16 protein-coding genes and 2 pseudogenes are annotated in these 19,419 nt (G+C 44.2%); 13 read left to right on the top strand and 5 right to left on the bottom strand.

Going from position 1 to position 19,419, the window contains the following annotated elements; all coding sequences use genetic code 11:
* Positions 1 to 48: 48 nt before the first annotated feature.
* On the top strand, positions 49 to 660 hold the full coding sequence (locus JCM10512_RS14380; RefSeq protein ID WP_044164164.1) for a lactate utilization protein: 612 nt from the start codon (positions 49 to 51) through the stop codon (positions 658 to 660).
* 74 nt (positions 661 to 734) lie between these two features.
* On the opposite strand, the gene JCM10512_RS14375 is transcribed toward JCM10512_RS14380, so the two are convergent.
* The 3 genes from JCM10512_RS14375 to JCM10512_RS14365 all read right to left on the bottom strand — a co-directional run bounded on the left by JCM10512_RS14375 (position 735) and on the right by JCM10512_RS14365 (position 2,242).
* Positions 735 to 1,331 carry a hypothetical protein gene (locus tag JCM10512_RS14375; protein WP_044164161.1) on the bottom strand — a complete coding sequence of 199 codons (597 nt, stop codon included), beginning with the start codon at positions 1,329 to 1,331 and terminating at the stop codon, positions 735 to 737.
* Between the two features lie 4 nt (positions 1,332 to 1,335).
* Positions 1,336 to 1,596 carry an RNA polymerase sigma factor gene (locus JCM10512_RS24160; RefSeq protein WP_244437214.1) on the bottom strand — a complete coding sequence of 87 codons (261 nt, stop codon included), beginning with the start codon at positions 1,594 to 1,596 and terminating at the stop codon, positions 1,336 to 1,338.
* 283 nt (positions 1,597 to 1,879) lie between these two features.
* Positions 1,880 to 2,242, bottom strand: a complete 363-nt coding sequence (locus JCM10512_RS14365) for a hypothetical protein (RefSeq protein ID WP_044164160.1) — start codon at positions 2,240 to 2,242, stop codon at positions 1,880 to 1,882.
* 324 nt (positions 2,243 to 2,566) lie between these two features.
* On the opposite strand from JCM10512_RS14365, the gene JCM10512_RS14360 reads away from it, so the two are divergent.
* Positions 2,567 to 3,907 (top strand): MATE family efflux transporter, encoded by a 1,341-nt coding sequence (locus JCM10512_RS14360; protein WP_044164158.1) that lies wholly within the window; start codon positions 2,567 to 2,569, stop codon positions 3,905 to 3,907.
* A gap of 75 nt (positions 3,908 to 3,982) precedes the next feature.
* Here the strand turns inward: JCM10512_RS14360 and JCM10512_RS14355 are convergent, their stop codons facing one another.
* Positions 3,983 to 4,336 (bottom strand): winged helix-turn-helix transcriptional regulator, encoded by a 354-nt coding sequence (locus tag JCM10512_RS14355; protein WP_044164156.1) that lies wholly within the window; start codon positions 4,334 to 4,336, stop codon positions 3,983 to 3,985.
* 148 nt (positions 4,337 to 4,484) lie between these two features.
* On the opposite strand from JCM10512_RS14355, the gene JCM10512_RS14350 reads away from it, so the two are divergent.
* Entirely contained in the window at positions 4,485 to 6,743 is a 2,259-nt protein-coding gene (locus JCM10512_RS14350) for an ATP-binding cassette domain-containing protein (protein WP_044164154.1), read from the top strand.
* Between the two features lie 451 nt (positions 6,744 to 7,194).
* Here the strand turns inward: JCM10512_RS14350 and JCM10512_RS14345 are convergent, their stop codons facing one another.
* Positions 7,195 to 9,891, bottom strand: a complete 2,697-nt coding sequence (locus tag JCM10512_RS14345; protein WP_044164152.1) for a cation-transporting P-type ATPase — start codon at positions 9,889 to 9,891, stop codon at positions 7,195 to 7,197.
* A gap of 768 nt (positions 9,892 to 10,659) precedes the next feature.
* Between JCM10512_RS14345 and glmS the strand changes: the two genes are divergently transcribed.
* From glmS to JCM10512_RS14300, 10 genes and pseudogenes are all read left to right on the top strand, one after another.
* A complete protein-coding gene (gene glmS / locus JCM10512_RS14340; RefSeq protein ID WP_044164149.1) occupies positions 10,660 to 11,073 on the top strand; it encodes a methylaspartate mutase subunit S in 414 nt (137 codons plus the stop codon).
* 2 nt (positions 11,074 to 11,075) lie between these two features.
* Positions 11,076 to 12,461 (top strand): methylaspartate mutase accessory protein GlmL, encoded by a 1,386-nt coding sequence (gene glmL, locus JCM10512_RS14335; RefSeq protein WP_044164147.1) that lies wholly within the window; start codon positions 11,076 to 11,078, stop codon positions 12,459 to 12,461.
* A 12-nt stretch (positions 12,462 to 12,473) separates the two neighbouring features.
* Entirely contained in the window at positions 12,474 to 13,925 is a 1,452-nt protein-coding gene (locus JCM10512_RS14330) for a methylaspartate mutase subunit E (protein ID WP_044164144.1), read from the top strand.
* Positions 13,926 to 13,949: 24 nt separating this feature from the next.
* Positions 13,950 to 15,124: pseudogene (locus tag JCM10512_RS14325) on the top strand (methylaspartate ammonia-lyase); the annotation flags it as partial.
* 84 nt (positions 15,125 to 15,208) lie between these two features.
* The gene (locus JCM10512_RS14320; RefSeq protein WP_044164207.1) at positions 15,209 to 16,582 is read left to right on the top strand and encodes an acyclic terpene utilization AtuA family protein; all 1,374 of its coding nucleotides are present in this window, start codon (positions 15,209 to 15,211) and stop codon (positions 16,580 to 16,582) included.
* Between the two features lie 17 nt (positions 16,583 to 16,599).
* Positions 16,600 to 16,917, top strand: a complete 318-nt coding sequence (locus JCM10512_RS14315; RefSeq protein WP_044164142.1) for a DUF4387 domain-containing protein — start codon at positions 16,600 to 16,602, stop codon at positions 16,915 to 16,917.
* 3 nt (positions 16,918 to 16,920) lie between these two features.
* Positions 16,921 to 17,421: a hypothetical protein gene (locus tag JCM10512_RS24895; RefSeq protein WP_369346478.1), complete on the top strand. Its 501-nt coding sequence runs from the start codon at positions 16,921 to 16,923 to the stop codon at positions 17,419 to 17,421.
* Between the two features lie 110 nt (positions 17,422 to 17,531).
* A complete protein-coding gene (locus JCM10512_RS24890; RefSeq protein ID WP_369346477.1) occupies positions 17,532 to 17,861 on the top strand; it encodes a hypothetical protein in 330 nt (109 codons plus the stop codon).
* Positions 17,862 to 17,869: 8 nt separating this feature from the next.
* A complete protein-coding gene (locus JCM10512_RS14305; RefSeq protein ID WP_044164205.1) occupies positions 17,870 to 18,712 on the top strand; it encodes a fumarate hydratase in 843 nt (280 codons plus the stop codon).
* An 11-nt stretch (positions 18,713 to 18,723) separates the two neighbouring features.
* Positions 18,724 to 19,280, top strand: a pseudogene (locus tag JCM10512_RS14300) (Fe-S-containing hydro-lyase).
* Positions 19,281 to 19,419: the final 139 nt, after the last annotated feature.

The following is a 19,419-nucleotide window of genomic DNA, read 5'->3' as shown; positions in this document are numbered from 1 at the left end:
GCAAAGACAGATTGCTTTTTATATCTTTGCAACGTAAAAACTGCCTGTATGGAGATAAATATGCTGATCAAAGCACTGCTGAGAAATAGAATAAAAACAACGTTATTAAAAGACAAGGAGCAATTAATCGACTTCTTGAAAGAACAGATTCCCGTAGATAGTGTCGTTGGTGTAGGTGATTCCGTCACATTGGAAGAGACGGGAGTTTATCACCTACTCCGGACGGGACAGTATCGTTTGCTGGATAAGTATCGCGAGAACTTGAGCAAAGAAGAGAAGCGGAAGCTTTATTTGGATAATTTCAATGCGGACTTCTTCATTAGCAGCGTGAATGCGATTAGCATGGATGGCAAACTATTCAATATGGATGGTAACGGAACTCGGGTAGCTCCTATCATATACGGGCCCCGAAAGGTCTTCCTCATAGCAGGAGTCAACAAAATCGTGGCCGATCATGACGCTGCGATTGAAAGAATCAGAAACATTGCCGCTCCACTCGATAATGTTCGCCTGCAGAAGAAGAATCCCTGCATCAAGGCCGGCACTTGCGTAGACTGCAAATCGAAAACCAAAATATGTAATTACCTCAGTGTTATTCAGGGGCAATTTGACGATGAACGGATCGAGCTGATCTTGTTGGATGGGAGTTATGGTTATTAACCCCACCCCAAGTCCGTATTCATCTTATAGAACGTTCATTGGCTAAACACTTCGTACCGGTTCAAATTGAGAGCTTAGTTTGATTCTTCAAATTGCCGGTACAGTTCTTTGAGCTCATCGCGTGTTTTCCGGTATTTCCCATTCAGGGAGCGGGTTATAAATACACAGAAGATGGCAAGTGCGATGAAGATAGAACCTGAAAGTATGGGATTAAAAGGAGCTTTTACTAGCATTTGCTGCACCACATGAAACCCAAAGCCTAAAAGAAGTGACAGGCAGATAATAAGTCTGTTGTATTTCTTTTTTCTGTAAACGGTTTTATTCAGCTCATTGATACGATATTCCAACCACTCTTTAACAGGCATATCACATTTGTATGTACCCATCTTATAGTCCGAACGTTTCCAGAAGAAAGCACATAGAAGCAAAATAGTAAGTCCGGCAAAATCCAGCAGCTTCATTTCAAGACTATTATTACGAAAAAGTAATGTGAAGATTAAATAAACTACAACTGCAATTACAACGTATTGAAATACGCCATCCAGTTGGACTGCTTTCATTGACTTCTTAGCAGTTCTTACAATGATTTCATTCAATTCAGAATCAGAGTAGGATTTAGTATTTGAATCCGTACCCGATTTCCACAGTTCTTTTATATTACTCTCTTTCATACCTTTAGTTATTTAATTGTTTTTGTAATTGAACTTTCAAACGATGTATCTTCACACCTACATTTGAGGCACTAATACCTACAATATCCGAGATTTCCTCATAACTATAGTCTTCCAGATACAACAACATGATAGACTTATCGACCTCATTCAACCGATACAATGCTTCCACTAGCTTATGATAATTCTCATTAGATTCACTTTGCTCAGCTGCAATAAAATCCGGAATTGAATCACAATACTTAAGTTTGCTATCTTTTCTTATTTTGGATATTGAAGTATTGATTGCAACCGCATAAATCCATGAGCTAATTTATCCCGACCCTTCAATGTAGGGAAAGATCGCCACAATTGATACACTATTTCCTGAAAATTATCTTGCTTATCCGGTTCCGACCTAAAGTAAATCAGGTTCACTTTATGGATTATGCCTTGATAATCCGCAAGTATCTTGAGAAACTCCTTTTGTAAATGCTCCATACATTCGTTGGTTTTCTTATATAGTCGGAGATAAAAGCCTGTTTATTACAAAACAATAAAAAAAGTAACTATTCTACCTTAACACCGACCTTATCATAGCATGCAATTTGTTCGCGAAGGCTACGCAGTATATCATCAATGGGAAGGTCTTTGTTGGAATCAAGCATGAATGTAGCTCCCATACCATCTCTACGCTTATGACCTTTAGTGGCAGGTTGCAAACATCGATCAATCACGATTGAGAACATGATCTTTTTCCCGTAAACCTGTAGGAAGGCCAACCTCCAGCCTTTGTATAAGAAGAATGGAATTTGAAAAACCCGCGTATGAGTTATCTCTTTATCTACACTCATAATTATATGCTTTAGCGCAAGCAGGCTCCCTTGTACCGGCTCCGGCTGCTTTGAATAGTATTCTTCTAATTTTGTCATTACGCAATATTAAAGATTAGTAAATAATAAGTTTCCCCTTGTATCTCCCGATGGACACCTCCAATCGTTTTCAACCAAGGTTTCAAAAGAAGTACGCATCGTCTTTCTTTTCATGACACAAACATACAGAAAAAGATAGAACCACGCAGCTTAAAAACCAGAATCAATCCACCGTTGCCGCAGTATTACTTCGCTTTTATAAAATAAATAAACTCAGTGTTATTTAACAGAGCAAAAGTCGGATTTATTATAGAAAATAGTACTTTTGCACCCACTTATCGCACCGTTTTCAGGACGAGACAACGATTGTTTTAAACTTATAGGATGGCAATAATGCACATGACGGAAGGGAAAATATCCAGGCAGCTGGTAACATATTCCATTCCTTTGATTTTGGGAAATCTATTTCAGCTGACTTACAACACGCTGGATTCCATTATAGTAGGTCGTTTCATCGGAAAAGAGGCTTTGGCTGCCGTGGGAGCAACCGCCCCTATAGCCAATATATTGATATTAGGCATATCGGGTATTTGCATCGGAGCTTCCGTCATTATGAGCGAGTTTTTCGGAGCCAAAGACTACAAGATGCTCAAAAAAGAAATGGCTACAACCTCTGTTTTCGGCCTATTCTTTTCGTTGGTACTTACGCTGATAGGCGTTATCACCGCCAGGCCATTCTTGGAACTATTCAACACACCGGCCGAAATTCTTGATATGGCGACTACTTATTTGCGAATAATATACCTAGGAATCCCCTTTACTTATTTCTATAACTCAATAGCCGCTGCGCTCAAGAGTATTGGCGACTCCAAAACTCCTTTGAAGTTTTTGGCTTTCGCAGCCACCCTCAATGCCGTACTCGACCTGATATTTATCGGAGGCCTGAATTTTGGCATTGTCTGCTCTGCAACAACTACCGTAATAGCCGAAGCAGTTTCAGCCCTGCTCTGTGTGGCTTATGTCTACAAGAAGATTCCGATACTGCAAGTGCGATACTCGGAGTTTAGAATCGACCGGGCACTGTTGAAAAAGACATTGGGGTATGGTAGCATTACGGCTTTGCAACAATCCTGCCAACCCATAGGCAAACTATTGATACAGGGTGCAGTCAATTTACACGGAGTAGATATGATAGCTGCCTTCAATGCAGTAAGCCGCATCGACGATTTCGCCTTTACTCCACAACAAAGCGTCTCACACGGAATCACCACATTCGTAGCCCAGAACAGAGGGGCAAAGAAATACAATCGCATCTTGAATGGATTTAAAAACGGAATGGTGATCGAAGTTATCTATTGGATGTTGATCTGTGCTACTGTTCTCCTACTCAAAGAACCGATCATGAGGATGTTCGTAACAGAAGAAGGCAGCGGTGATATCATCGCATTAGGCTCGCAATACCTGGGTTTGATGGCTTTCTTCTACATTCTTCCGGCATTTACCAATGGAGTACAGGGCTTTTTCAGAGGAATGGGCAATATGAACCTCACACTGATTGGTACACTCATTCAGACTTCATTGAGGGTTGTATTCACGTACCTTCTTTCACCTACGCTGGGAATAAACGGAATCGCCTACTCTTGTGTTATCGGTTGGACGGCAATGCTGATATTCGCAGCCCCATTCTATCTTAAATTCAGGAATCAATACAAGCTGTATAGGTAAGTCGGTGAACTCATCGAACGCTTGTCCGATTTCCAAGACATACTTGAAAAAACCTGTACGTAAAAACGAGCGATACTATATCCCAGCGGTTTTATTCACAAAATCATCTTGATATTTACCGCCCCACGCTTCAAGCTGATCCAAGATTTGAATCAATCCTTCCCCTGCCTCCGTGAGGTAGTACTCGACTTTCAACGGCAAGCCGGGGTAGACCTTTTTCTCCAAGATGCCCATTTTCTCCAGCTCGCCCAATTGCTTGGTCAAAACTCTCCGGGGTGCAACACTTATGCTTCGTTGCAAATCGCAGGGGCGCACCACTCCTTTGTTTATTTCCGAAAGCAACCACGCATTCCAACTGGACGATAGGATATCTATAGCAATTCGTACCGGACAACCGGCATAATCCATCGGGTTCTTCTTTACATACATAATAAATTTCCCTCCTAACCTGTTAGTCTGCAAAGTTAATTAATTATCATTCAAATAGCGATAAAAAGATCACCGAGTGATAAATTTATCACTTATTGCCTACCTCATAGAGAAGCTCTACTTTTGCATCAAACCAAGAGCATGTCTTATGAGCAAAGAGGTAATAATAGTCAGAGGAGCGAGAGAGAATAATTTAAAAAACATATCAGTCACAATCCCTAAAAAGAAGATCACACTATTCACCGGTGTATCCGGCTCGGGTAAATCCTCACTGGTATTTGAAACCATAGCGGCCGAATCGCAACGCTTGCTGAATGAAACGTACGACAGCTTCATCCGCCATCGATTGCAACAATACGGTAAGCCGGATGTCGACAGCATCGAAAACTTATCGGTGGCCATTATTGTCAATCAGAAACGGATCGAAGGCAATGCGCGTTCGACCGTAGGTACAGTTACCGATATCTATTCCCTACTCCGACTTTTATTCTCCCGAATCGGGCAACCATTTGCAGGACACTCCACAGCTTTCTCGTTCAACAATCCTGCGGGAATGTGCCCACGCTGCGAAGGACTCGGAAAAGTAAATGCGGTAGACGTTGACGAATTGATAGACAAAGAGAAGTCACTAAACGAAGGCGCAATCCGATTCCCTAGTTTTGAAGTAGGCGGATGGCGATGGACCCGCTATGTGTATTCGGGACTTTTCGATAATGACAAGAAGATAAAAGACTATAGCGAAGAGGAATGGCACAACCTGATGGATGCGGATAATCTGAAGTTGACGAATCCGGATCCCCGATTTCCCAAGACAGGTACGTATGAAGGAGTATTCCCACGGTTTGAGCGTTCATTTTTCAATAAAGATGCGAAGGCAGTCAGCGAGAAACATGCAGCCCGATTCAAAGAAGTAGTCAAACAAAGTACATGTCCGCTATGCAACGGAGCACGCTTAAACGCAAAAGTATTGGCATGCCGGATCGATGGCAAGAATATAGCCGACTGTTGCCGCATGCAAATAGACGAGTTACTGGCTTTTATCAAAACCATACAAGTTGATTCGGTGCAACCCTTGATAGAGTCCATCCAGAAAAGCCTGCAAAACTTATTGGCTATCGGACTGGGCTACCTGACATTAGACAGGCAAACCGCTTCTTTATCAGGCGGTGAAGCACAACGAGTTAAGCTTGTCCGTCATTTAGGAAGTAGCCTAACCGATCTGACTTACATATTCGACGAACCCAGCGTAGGCCTGCATCCCAACGACGTACAGAAACTTAATAAGCTGTTAATCGACCTACGGGACAAAGGAAACACAGTGCTAATTATCGAGCATGATCCGGATGTAATAGACATTGCCGACCATGTGGTAGATATGGGCATCGGTGCCGGTAAGCATGGCGGGAATATTGTTTACGAAGGTAATCTGAACGGACTGCGGACATCGGGCACCTTAACCGGTAACTATTTAATGCGCAACAATCAACTCAAGTCCAACTTCCGGAAAGGAAAGGGAATGTTGACCGTTGATCACATCACATTTCATAACCTGAAAGATGTATCGGTACAAATACCCAAAGAGGTACTGACCGTAATAACAGGCGTGGCCGGTTCAGGTAAAAGTTCGCTGGTAAAGTCGCTCATTCAAAGAAACAAAGACATTGTATTGATAGATCAGACTGCATTGCGTGGTAGTAAACGTTCCAACATTGCTACATACACCGGCATATTAGATATTATCCGAACCGTATTTGCCAAGGAGAATCGCGTGAAGCAGTCTCTGTTCAGCAGCAATTCCGATGGAGCTTGTCCCGAATGCAAAGGATTAGGATACATTGCTACCGATCTGGCTTTCCTGGATTCGGTCGAAATCCGTTGCGAACACTGTGGAGGTAGCGGGTACAAGCCCGAAGTATTGCCCTATAAACTGTATGGCAAAAATATCACCGACATACTTGGCATGACAATTAGCGAAGCTTCACACTTCTTTCAGGAACGGGAGATAACAGAGCCACTCCGGCGTCTGTGCGGAGTCGGCTTGGACTACATCACGGTAGGACAGTCACTCGATACTTTTTCCGGCGGAGAAAGACAGCGGTTAAAGTTAGCTAATGAGTTGGGCAGAAAGGGCAACATCTATGTGTTCGACGAACCGACTACAGGTTTGCATGGTTCGGACATAGCCAAGCTTAGCAAGCTGTTTGATAAACTGGTCAACAACCGGAATACAATTATAATTATCGAGCACAATATGGACATTATCAGTCAGGCGGACTGGATAATCGACATCGGTCCGGGTGCAGGCAAAGATGGAGGTAAAGTCCTTTTCGAAGGTCTACCCAATGCACTGCCGGAGCATAATGTCTCACTTACCGGCAGACATTTTAAAAAGTATCTGGAGCGGTAAACATCATTTAGATAGTCCCTATATATAAGGTACAGTTTCTGCTGATTCTTCTTATTCACTCAAGGGGAAAGTATGGCTTAAACACGACAGAAGAAGCCGGATTCTAGTTGTATTCCTTTGTTTTATAGAATCAGGAATCGGCCTATTGTTGCTAACTCCTCGGGTATTAATAGCTTGGTCTTGAACTATTAATAGTTCAAGACCAAGCTATTAATAGTCTGAAACTCAAGTAACCTTAATCAAAATTTTCAGTTACTCAGCCCCAGTACTTAAGTTACCTCGACCTACTACTGGGTTTACCTCACTCAACTACTTAAGTTGCCTAATCCAAGCACTCAGTTTACTTAAAACGAGTAATCGTTTATTCTGAATACCCAATGGAATTATCTCTTTAAACAAGCAGGCTTGACCGAAATCGACGAAGATTCCTCCTTCTCCCAAAGTTTTAATTTCAAATTCGTTTGCTATCAAGTAGCCTCATCACCCACTTTTCGATCTCCACAACAACAAAGATGAGGAAACCAAAAATAAACGGATACAGCCAGTATGAAACCGGAAGTGCAACAGTGCCGAATACCTGATTCATAAACGGTAGGTAGGTTATGGATAGTTGCAATAATATCAGCAAGGCGGAAACAACAAAGACTGCTTTGTTTCCCCAGAAGTCTCCACAAAAAGCGGAGCGGCGAATGCTACGGCTATTATAAAGGTGAAACATCTGCGTGATAACAATCGTCTGAATGGTGACCGTTCGCACCGTCATTTCGTCTACACCACTATTCAGGAGATAAAGATTCAATAGCAACGTTCCTCCACCTATCAAAATCGAAACAAACAGAATACGCCAGATAAAGTACCCATCCAGCAAAGGTGTCCGGCTGGCACGCGGAGGACGCTTCATCGTGTCCGGTTCCAGTTTCTCGAAGGCAAGCGCCAAAGATATAGTAACCGAGGTCACCATGTTCACCCACAATATCTGAATCGGGGTAAGCGGCATCAGGGTACCGAAAAGAATACTTGCTATAATCAGAAAACTCTCCGCTCCATTGGTCGGCAAGATAAACAAGATCGTTTTCTTTAAGTTATCATACACCCGCCGCCCTTCTTCCACAGCAGCGGCTATCGTAGAAAAGTTATCATCAGCGAGCACCATCTCCGCAGCATCTTTAGCCACTTCGGTACCTTTTATACCCATGGCAATGCCAACATCCGCTTTCTTCAAAGCCGGTGCGTCATTGACTCCATCGCCTGTCATTGCACAAATAATATTACGCGCCTGAAGTGCTTTCACCAGACGGAGTTTATGTTCAGGACTTGTACGGGCAAAAATATCGTATTCGACCGCGACAGATTCCAACTCCTCATCACTCATCACCTCAATTATTTTACCTTCCAACGCTTTTACGCCATCACCAATTCCCATCTCAAGTCCGATCGACTTAGCTGTTTCAATGTGATCGCCTGTTATCATCTTCACCCGTATCCCCGCTTCCGCACACTGCTTAATAGCTTCAATAGCTTCTTCACGAGGTGGATCGATAATACCCGCCAGCCCCAAAAAGACAATTCCATGATGAAGATCATCATGTGACAAATCGGTCTTCTCTTTATCTACAAACTTATAGGCGGCCCCGATTACGCGCTGTCCTTGTCCCGCCAATTCAACGATACGCTCTTCCCAATACGAACGATCGAATGTTTGGGTTCCATATGCTCCTTTTTCCTGCTCGGCCATATCGAACAAACGATCGGGTGCACCTTTTATATATACCACATTCTTATTGCCGGCTTCTGCCAAGGTTGCCATATACTTATATTCCGAATCAAAAGGAACGGTCGCCAATCGCTCCGTTTCATGATGGTCGACGGGCACTTTCTCATACAGGGTTATCAAGGCCCCTTCGGTAGGATCGCCCTTCACATACCAATTGTCCTCATCATTTTTGCCTAACGATGCCTCATTGCAGATATAGAAACAGCCGATGAGAGTCTCGAGTACAGGTTCGGCCGTGAAATCAACAATAGCCTCATCCCGCAATACCTCACCGTAGGGAGAATAACCCGTTCCGGTTACTTCAAAGCGTGCATCACTTGTTACCAGAGTTTTCACAGTCATCTCGTTCTTTGTCAACGTGCCCGTTTTATCCGAACAGATAACAGCGACCGAACCAAGCGTTTCTACCGAAGGCAAGGTACGTATGATCGCCTTACGCTTTGCCATATTTTGCACACCGATAGCAAGAATGATAGATAGAATGGCGGGGAGTCCTTCCGGAATGGCCGCTACAGTAAGACCGATTACAGACATTAATAATTCGCCGACACTGTAATCTCTGAAGAAATAGCCGAAAACAAAAACGAGTACCGCTATAATGATAATAACTAACGAAACAGATTTGCCAAAACGTGCCGTCTGTCGCAGCAAAGGTGTCGTAATTGGTTGCAACTCGGACATCAGGCGGTTAATTTTGCCAATCTCCGTTTGCTGTCCCGTGGCAACTACCACCCCCATCCCGGTTCCCGCACTGACGGTTGTAGTAGAGAAAGCCATGTTACTTCTATCGCCTAGCGGTGTTTCAATCGATAGGACGGAAGTCCTTTTCTGAGAAGGCAAAGATTCCCCGGTCAGAGCAGATTCTTCAATTCGCAAATTATCGGCTTTGATCAACCGTAAGTCCGCCGGCACTTTATCCCCCGGATGAAGCATTACCAAATCACCGACTGCGAGATGGGAAGCCCCTATCTCTATGCGTTTACCTTCTCGAATTACTTGCGCGGTATGAGAAAGCATTTTCTTAATATCCTCCAATGCCTTTTCAGCTTTTCCTTCCTGAAAATAGCCTATGCAAGCGTTTATCACCGCAACAACTACAATAACAACCGTATCGGCCCAATGCCCCAGCAGCACTGTAACCACGGCTGCCACCAGCAATATATAGATCAAAACATCATTAAAATGTCTGAAGAAGCGTATTAGTTTACTCTCTTTCTTCTTCTCAGGAAGTATGTTTTCACCAAACTCATGCAAGCGTGCTCCTGCCTCTGTTTCAGTCAATCCTTTTATAACATTGGTGCCTAACAAGCCTAAAACACGTCCTATCTCCATTGAGTGCCAATCTCGATGCAATACGTTTCTCTCTTTTTTCATCTTTTTTCGGTTTTATCTTTCAAACATCAGCGTCTATCACATGCTCCTACTTCGTAAAACGGCGTCCGATTCACTTCGAAACCAATAAAAACACACCCATTTTTAACAATTACACATTAGCAATTGTTCCGGCGTGCGGAAGATAATTACGCAAGCTCCGCATGAAACAGAGTCATGTACGCTTCCCTTTTTATAGATGTATTTCCCGACAGCCACTTTTATTCGAAGAGCATCAAGTAACCCTAGGAGATCAAATCGAAAACATGTAAACATTATATCACAGACTAACTGTAATTATCCTATTAATTCCATCATTAACATCAACCGTTTTTAGCATATAAATTATTTATTGCAGCCTAATTACTAGATCAATCCTCATAAATCTCATAAAAAGATCGACAAATAGTTTAAAAACAATCTATTTTCGGTCTTTTTAAGCAAATAGAATAAATATGCATAAAAACCAATAAAACGAAGTTTGTGAAACAGAAAACCAGAGGTTAAAATCAAAAGTACATTTTGTCTAAGATTTACCTTACTAACTGAAAGTCAGATAATAATAAAACGACACCTCGATCGATCTTTTTTCCGACGGATAAATATGTTTAATTCAAATTTTGGCCTACATTTGTAGTACGAACAAGGCTATGGAAGGAAATAATGTAATTCAAATTCACAGACATTATTCTAAATTCCGACCTTAATCCGATACTTTCAGAACACGCTGTCTGTTTCGGAAAAAGTTAACTAAATTTAGAAAGAAAACACATGGAAAAGAAAACGATTGTAACAGGCGTAATTGGTGCCGACGTGCATGCGGTAGGTAATAAAATTATCACATACGCATTAGAGAAAGAAGGTTTCAATGTTGTAAATCTCGGTGTGATGGTTTCACAAGAAGAATACATTGCAGCTGCAATCGAAACAAACGCAGACGTGATTCTCGTTTCTTCGCTGTATGGACATGGCGAGATTGACTGCAACGGCCTTCGCGAGAAATGCGACGAAGCGGGCTTAAAAAGCATTCCACTTTTAGTTGGTGGCAACCTAGTAGTTGGTAAGCAAGACTTCGTTGATGTAGAGAAACGCTTTCTAGCAATGGGATTCACCAAAGCATATCCACCCGGAACAGCTATCGAAACAACTATAGCCGATTTAAAAGAAATATTAGCTCTATCCTGATTATGAAAATTCTGACTGCGGACTTCGGCAGTACATATACGAAGCTCACGGCCATTGATACGCAACACGCAACCATTCTGGGTACCGCCAATGCGTTTACCACCATCGATACAGATATTATCCATGGTTTCCGGACAGCTTTGGCGCAGTTGGAAGCTAGCATCGGTACATTCCGATACGACCAATTACTTTGTTGCAGCAGTGCCGGAGGAGGTTTAAAGATGGTTGCTCTGGGCCTAGTGCCGGAGTTAACGGCAAAAGCAGCACGCATGGCTGCTTCCAGTGCAGGAGCCAAAGTAATAAAAACCTATGCCTTTGAGATTTCCAAGCAAGAACAAGATGAGATCTACGCTATCCGGCCGGATCTTGTTTTGCTTTGCGGAGGTACCGACGGAGGAAATAAAGAGGTAATCATTGCCAATGCCCGCCGACTATGTGCCATCGATTGGGATTTCACTGTAGTAATAGCAGGCAATAAAAGCGCGTCTCACGAGTTGGAGGAAATATTCGCTCACTCAGGCAAAGATTACGTACTGACAGACAATGTAATGCCCACATTCAACAAGCTCAACATAGCATCGGCCAAACAAAGCATCCGAGAGGTGTTTATTCGGAAGATAATTGATGCGAAAGGCTTGTCGGGCATACAAAAGATGTCATTCAATGATATAATTCCAACTCCGCTCGCAGTTATGAACGCATGCGAATTACTCAGTAAAGGCACAGCGAAGACTCCGGGAATAGGCGATTTCATGGCCGCGGACCTGGGAGGAGCAACTACCGATATTTACTCGATGGCCGAAGGAAGCCCGACATTAGAGAACGTTTTGATAAAAGGTTTGCCCGAGCCGTTCAGCAAACGGACGGTAGAAGGTGACTTAGGCATGCGTTACAGTTTGAAAGCATTGTCCGAAGAGGCAGGAACGCAAGTCTTGGAAGCCGAAAGCGGACTTTCGCAGGAAGAAATACAGCACTGGTTGACCCACTGCATAGCGCATCCTTCCGCTCTAGCTGCGGCAGGCAGTGCCGAGGAGCAGTTAGAAGAACTCCTGGCAAAGAAAGCAATCGAGATTGCTGTCGAACGACATTGCGGTTCTATCGAACGTTCGTTCACGCCTATGGGTGAAATCTATGTCATGACCGGAAAAGACTTATCCGATGTAGACCGTATAATCGGCATCGGAGGTAGCCTGGTCAACAGCAAACACCCCGAAGCTATATTGGACGGAGCCAAATACAATCCGCAGAAGTTTCATTCGATGAAACCCAAAAAGCCACGATATTATCTGGATAAGAAATATATTTTCGCATCGATGGGACTGCTCAGTACAGTTGATCCTGAGCTCGCCCTGCATTTTATGAAAGAAGAAATTAAACTAATACAATAAAACCAAGTGAATATGACTCTAAAAAATGAAAAACTGTCTAAGGATGCTTTCTTCAAAGAACGTGAAGAGGTACTTCAACAATGGCCTACCGGCAAAGCAGTAAACTTTGACGAGGCCGTAGAATATCAACGGGCTATCTTGCCTGAAAAACGTTTCGGTGAAAAACTATCAAAAGCGAAAGCCGAGAAGGTGACACTCATTCAGCCACGGGCGGGAGTCGCCCTACCGTCTGAGCATATCCAGTTGTTGCAATACCTGGAGACTGAGGGAGAGGCCGACTTACTGCCTACCACAATCGACAGCTATACCCGTCTGAATCGTTACAAAGAAGCAGAAGACGGAATCGCAAAGAGTAAAGAGACCGGACGTTCGATGTTGAACGGATTTCCGGCTGTGAACTATGGAGTGGACATTTGTCGTGAAGTAACTTCGGTTTTAAAAAAGCCTGTACAAGTACGTCATGGAACTCCGGACGCCCGCTTGCTCACCGAAATCACCATAGCCGGTGGCTTTACCTCTTATGAAGGAGGAGGCATTTCTTACAACATTCCTTATTCTAAGAATCATTCTTTAGAAAAAACGATTGCCCACTGGCAGTACACCGACCGATTGATCGGCCTATACGAGGAAGCCGGTATTTCGATTAACCGCGAACCTTTCGGCCCACTAACCGGAACCCTTGTTCCGCCCTGTATCTCCAATGCGGTAGCAGTGGTAGAATCTTTGCTGGCAGCCACACAAGGCGTGAAAGATCTCACCGTTGGTTACGGACAATGCGGAAATCTGATACAGGACGTAGCAGCTATTCGTTCGCTGGAGTATGTTACCCGCAAATACCTCGATAAGTTCGGTTTTTCAGATGTTCGGGTGACAACCGTATTCCACCAATGGATGGGAGGTTTCCCACAAGATGAAGCTAAATCATTTGCTGTTATCTCATGGGGAGCGGCCGCTGCCGTACTCGCCAAAGCAACTAAAGTAATTGTCAAGACCCCACACGAGGCGATGGGGGTACCGACTAAAGAAGCAAATGCTGCCGGCTTAAAGGCAACCAAACAGCTTACTTCCATGCTGAAAGACCAAAGCTTCATCGATATTCCGGCGGTTATTATGGAAAGTGATATTATCATGCGGGAGATGGAATGCATCCTCGACAAAATCGAAGAACTCGGTAAGGGCGATTATGCGTTGGGAACAATTGCAGCGTTTCAAGCCGGGGTGCTCGATGTACCGTTTGCACCAAGCCGCTACAATGCAGGTAAGGTAATGCCTGCCCGAGACAATCTGGGAGCAGTTCGCTTGCTGGATGCGGGTAACATTCCGTTGACGCAGGATTTAAAAGACTTCCATAAACAGAAGCTGCAGGAAAGAGCCGACTTTGAAAAACGTCCGATCAACTTCCAGATGGTAGTAGACGATGTATATGCGATAGGTAAAGGGTTCTTAGTAGGCAGGCCCCATTAATATGTAAACTTAAAAACAAAAGCTATGAAGATTATAGATGTTGTATGTGCGCAAGGTAAGACAGGTTTCTACTTTGACGATCAGAAAGCGATTAAGGCAGGCGCCGGACACGACGGTGCATTTTATATAGGCGAACCAATGACTGAGGCTTCACAGCCGTCCGTCAGGCAGGCGAATCAATCTCTGTCTTGTTCATACTTGACAACGGAGCCATTGCGCACGGCGATTGTGCTGCTGTGCAATATTCAGGAGCCGGCGGACGCGACCCGTTGTTCCTCGCCAAAGATTTTATTCCATTAATCGAGAAAGAGATCGCTCCTTTATATAAAGGTAAAGAAATTAACTCTTTCAAGGAGTTGGCCGCTCTCGTCGATCAGGCTAAAAATCCATCGACCGGTAAACACTATCACACGGCTATCCGCTACGGGGTAACGCAAGCCTGTTTGGATGCGGTAGCAAAAAGCAAGCATAAGCTCATGGCACAAATCATTGCCGAAGAGTACGGCACGCAGGTGTCCAACCACTCCATTGCGATCTTTACCCAGTCGGGTGACGACCGTTACAACAATGCCGATAAGATGATTATGAAAGAAGCGGAAGTTCTGCCGCATGCCTTGTTTAATCATCCGGAGGAGAAAACCGGACTCCAAGGGGAAAAGCTAGCGGCCTATGTGGAATGGCTACGCGATCGCATTCTCCAGTTTAGAACAAACGATCGTTATAATCCAATCATGCATATCGACGTATACGGTACACTGGGAATCGTATTCAACAATGATCTCGAAAAGATAGCCGAATACATGAGTCAGTTGGAAAAGAAGGCTGCTCCTTTCAAACTCCGCATTGAAGGCCCGGTAGATATGGGTGATAAAAAGTCGCAGATAGAAGCGTTGCGTACGCTGCGCGAACTATTGGAAAAGAAAGGCTCTAAAACAGAGATCGTAGCCGACGAATGGTGCAATACGCTAGAAGATATTAAAGACTTCACCCTGCACAAAGCCGGTCATATGATTCAGATCAAGACACCCGATTTAGGAGGCATAAACAACTCCATTGAAGCAGTTCTCTTCTGCAAAAACAATGCTATGGAAGCTTATCTGGGTGGAACATGCAACGAGACTTCTCGTTCGGCTGAAGTATGCGCTCACATCGCAATGGCTACCTCTCCCCTACAATGTCTTGCCAAACCGGGTATGGGAGTAGACGAAGGGTATATGATCGCCTTCAACGAGATGCAACGTATATTGGCATTAAAAGATAAATTATAAAGTTAAGATGATATGATGCAAGAATTAAGAATACTCTCACCTACTGCTATTCTGGGCTATGGGTTTCCGATGGAATCTTTTACGGAAGGGATGAAACGGAAGCCGCACGTCATAGCAGTAGATGCCGGATCTACTGATCCGGGGCCTTACTACTTAGGAGCAGGCGAATCATTTACGGACTTCAATTCAGTCAAAAGAGACTTGGAGATCATGATCCCCGCAGCACTGGAAGCCGGTATCCCGGTTATAATCGGAACTGCCGGCGGATGTGGTGGATATCCTCATGTTGCTTTCAACCTAGAGATCATCCAACAGATTGCAGCCGCAAAGAAACTCTCTTTCAAACTGGCAGTCATACAATCGGAACTGGACAAAGAACTGATTAAAGAGAAGTTGGCAGGTGGTGATATCGAACCCCTATTCCCCGCTAAGCAAATTACGGCCGAAGATGTAGACAACTGTGTCCGCATTGTTGCTCAGATTGGAGAAGATCCCTTCATCAAGGCTTTAGAAGGAGGTGCTAACGTCATTCTCGCAGGACGTGCTTACGACCCTTCGGTCTTTGCCGCTTTAGCTATCAAAGAAGGATTCAACAAGGGCTTGGCTATTCATTTAGGCAAGATTCTGGAATGTGCAGCTATTGCCGCTATCCCCGGAAGTGGTAGCGATTGCATGATGGGCTATCTACATCAAGATGACTTTGTGTTAGAACCATTGTCTCCTTTACGCAAATGCACAACACTTTCGGTAGCTGCGCACACATTATACGAGAAAACCAATCCGTATATGCTACCCGGTCCCGGAGGTGCAATCAATCTGCACAACACTCAATTCACCCAACTCACGGAAAACACGGTGAAGGTGACAGGCAGTACCTTTGTACCCACAGAGGAGTACTTTGTTAAGTTGGAAGGAGTTAAGAAAGTTGGTTACCGTACGATATCCATCGCAGGCGTGAAAGACCCCGTTATGATTGAAAAGATCGACGAAGTGGTGCAAAGCGTGAAAGAACGGGTACAAAACAACTTCGAAAGCTACGGAATCAAAGACTTCTTCCTCGACTTTAAAATATATGGCAAGAATGGTGTGATGGGATTCTTCCCCGGCATCGATCAACGTATCGGACACGAACTGGCTTTGGTCATCGAAGCAGTAGCACCGACTCAGGAACAGGCTGATACAATCTGCGGTTTTGCCCGCAGCACCATGCTTCACTTTGGTTACGAAGGCCGCATATCGACTGCGGGTAATCTGGCTTTCCCCTTCTCCCCTTCCGATTGTAAAGTAGGAGAAGTATACGAATTTAGCATATATCACTTGATGCGAGTAGCCGATCCGTCGGAATACTTCCCCATCACCTATATGCAGTTTACTAACGGTAGCCATTAAAAAGAGGAGGAACAAATATGGAATATAACTTAAGAGACGTAGCTTCGGTTATCAGAAGCAAGAACTCAGGGCCTTACGAACTGACTTTCGATGTCATATTCAAGGAGTTTGAAATGTTCAATAAAGTGAAAGCTGCCAACGCTATCAACGAGAAGGTATTCGCTTCGTTGTACAACATTCCGGAATCGGACATCATCAAGCTAGTCTATTTCGACCCGGCCAAAGCAGTTAAGATCACGATTGTACGCCCAATTCCTTCGGGAGCGTTAGGCGAGACAGATGTGTACGGCGCGCAACAACACTCACCGTTACTAGGTTTCACATTTAAACTATAAGCTATGCGCGACTTGATACGGGAATATTCGGTTATCTCTCAATATTTTGCGCCACACGGCAGAGAGAGACTTTTGTTTCTGGGTGAGCAAATCTCACAACGCCACCTCACCTACACCGATCGTTTGATCGGGGTAGTGGGTGACGCAGGTTCAGGCAAATCTTCTCTAATCCGAGGTATGTTTCCGGGGTTAGAGTTGTCCAATGACGATGACATGCTCAGTTCGCGCAAAATTATGCAGGTACGTGACCTGTTTGATAATATCCAGGACACGACAACCTATCACATCGATATGCGGTTTCAAATCGCCTTCACTCAGATGTATGAAGTGGTAGAGTTCGTTAAGACAGTACTGGCACATGGACGCAGGGTCGTTATCGAGCATTTCGACCTCCTCTATCCGGCACTGGGCGTCAACGCCGATATGATTGTCGCATCGGCGAAGAGATCATCGTTACTCGACCGAATATATTCGGGCCTCTGCCACAAAGTATCTACGAAATAGTTTCCCAATCACTGCATTTCCGTAAAGTAGCGCATACCCTTGAGGACATCACACTCCTTATTCTGTCTACTGAATTCGGAGTTGATCGCAAACAGGTATTCGCTTCGGATATGCGGAATGGATTCATTATTCATTCGCGAGAGAAATTTGAGCTCGACTTTTATAAGCTCACCGATCGAGTAAGAGAAGAGGTCGCCAAAGAGCTGACCGTATGTTGCTGCGATGAAGACCACATCATGATCGGTGATAGAAAGGTGGAGTGTAGTTTCCCCAGACTTCACATTCACAATACATCGGAGGTCAAGAAATTCACCATTATCAAACGGTTTATTCCTGACCCGCGAACAGACACTTACTGCATTGTCGGTTTACTGAGTGAAGATGATAACATCGATATATCAAATTTAAATACGGTTCATTTTCTGAAAAGAGGAGACTGATAATTATGATCAAAGAAATAACAATCGATCGGATTACAAATCTGGTCGAAAAGCTCTGCATCGAAGCCAATTGCCAACTTCCCGGCGATATTTGCGATGCCTTGAAAACCTCACAGCCTGTTGAGAAATCGACATTAGGCAAAGATATCCTGCATACCTTGCTCGAAAACGCGACAATCGCTCGTGAGGAAAACAGCCCGATCTGCCAAGACACCGGCCTGACTGTTGTCTTTGTCACCATAGGACAGGACGTACACATTGCGGGAGGAAGTATAGAAGATGCAATCAATGAAGGTGTACGCCGTGGGTATGAGAAAGGCTACTTACGTAAATCAGTTGTCAGAGATCCGATCGATCGGATCAATACCCAAGACAACACACCGGCGGTGATTCATTATGAAATCGTTCCGGGAAAAGACTTGCATATTGTGGTCGCTCCGAAAGGCTTCGGAAGTGAAAACATGAGCCGGTTGTGCATGCTTAAGCCAAGCCAAGGGCTGGAAGGCGTGAAAGACTTCGTCATCCAAACAATATCCGCTGCGGGATCAAACCCTTGCCCACCCATTATCGTAGGTGTTGGGATAGGTGGTACGATGGAAAAGAGTGCCTTGTTAAGCAAAAAAGCGTTGCTCCGCCCTATCCATGAAAAGAATACGAACCCTGCTTTGGCAGAATTGGAAGACGAATTGCTCGGTTCCATCAACAAGCTAGGTATTGGTCCGGCAGGTTTCGGAGGAACGACCACAGCTCTAAGTGTAAATATATTAACGTATGCCACACACATAGCCGGACTTCCGGTGTCGGTGAATATTGGCTGTCATGCCACTCGCCACGCTGAAGGCTATTTATAAATCAGACAGGTATGAATGAAAAGAAAATAATAACATCTCCTTTCCACGACGACACAATCAAATCGCTGAAAGCAGGCGAAATGGTCTATCTTTCAGGAGTTGTGTATACCGGACGGGATGCAGCTCACAAACGGATGTGCGAATCATTGAAAGCGGGTATGCCAATGCCTTTCGACTTTCAGGGAGCCGCCATATATTATGCCGGGCCTTGTCCGCCCAAACCGGGTAAGCCAATCGGATCGGTCGGTCCGACAACTAGCGGCCGCATGGATTTATATGCGCCTGCGCTTATGGATAAAGGACTCAAGGTCATGATAGGCAAAGGTTTGAGAGATACGGAAGTAAAGAATTCCATCGTAAAACATGGAGGCATCTACTTTGCCGCTATCGGTGGTGCCGCTGCCTGATGGGTAAATGTGTAGAAAGTGCCGAAGTCATTGCCTATGAAGATTTAGGAACGGAAGCTGTTCGGCGATTGGTGGTCAAGGAACTGCCCGTCATTGTAGCCATCGACTCCATGGGCAATGATATGTATACCGAAGGAAGAAAACAATACGCAACAAAGTAACTTATCAAAAATAAGAATACATATTCTTTATGACAAACATTATAAAGAGATATTACTATGTCTTTTTTTTCCTTTGCATTACCATAATATATTGCTTCGGATTTCCATGCCACATGTCTGCTAGTCGTAAACTAGCTGA

The sequence above is a fragment of the Bacteroides reticulotermitis JCM 10512 genome (assembly GCF_000517545.1).
Classification (GTDB): domain Bacteria; phylum Bacteroidota; class Bacteroidia; order Bacteroidales; family Bacteroidaceae; genus Bacteroides; species Bacteroides reticulotermitis.
This window is presented reverse-complemented; position numbering and strand designations above follow the sequence as displayed.